Source organism: Streptococcus parasanguinis (assembly GCF_001578955.1).
Taxonomy (GTDB): Bacteria; Bacillota; Bacilli; order Lactobacillales; family Streptococcaceae; genus Streptococcus; species Streptococcus parasanguinis_U.
In genome coordinates, this window is the sequence record NZ_KQ969785.1 from 1 (window position 1) to 240 (window position 240).

1 protein-coding gene is annotated in these 240 nt (G+C 47.9%); it reads right to left on the reverse strand.

Annotated elements, in window-relative coordinates; all coding sequences use genetic code 11:
• Nucleotides 1–240 (reverse strand): DegV family protein (locus SPADD19_RS11225; RefSeq protein WP_241496607.1); only part of this gene is annotated, 240 nt, incomplete at both ends.

Consider the following 240-nt stretch of genomic DNA (forward strand, 5'->3'; position numbering starts at 1 on the left):
CGATTTTCTTTTCCAATGACAAATCCGATCAAGGAATTCGGGCCGACGTGGGCTGAAATAACTGGTCCAAGAGGCATCACAAGGACTTCATCGATGCCTTCAAGCGCAAGCATTTCTTGCTTCAGTGCTTCGGCTCCTTCTAGATCGTTGGTATAAGATACCAAGGCTGTGCTTATGCCGATATCGGCTTTGATCAGCTCCAGTAATTCTCGGACAGCTTTTTTTGCGCCCCCGAACCTT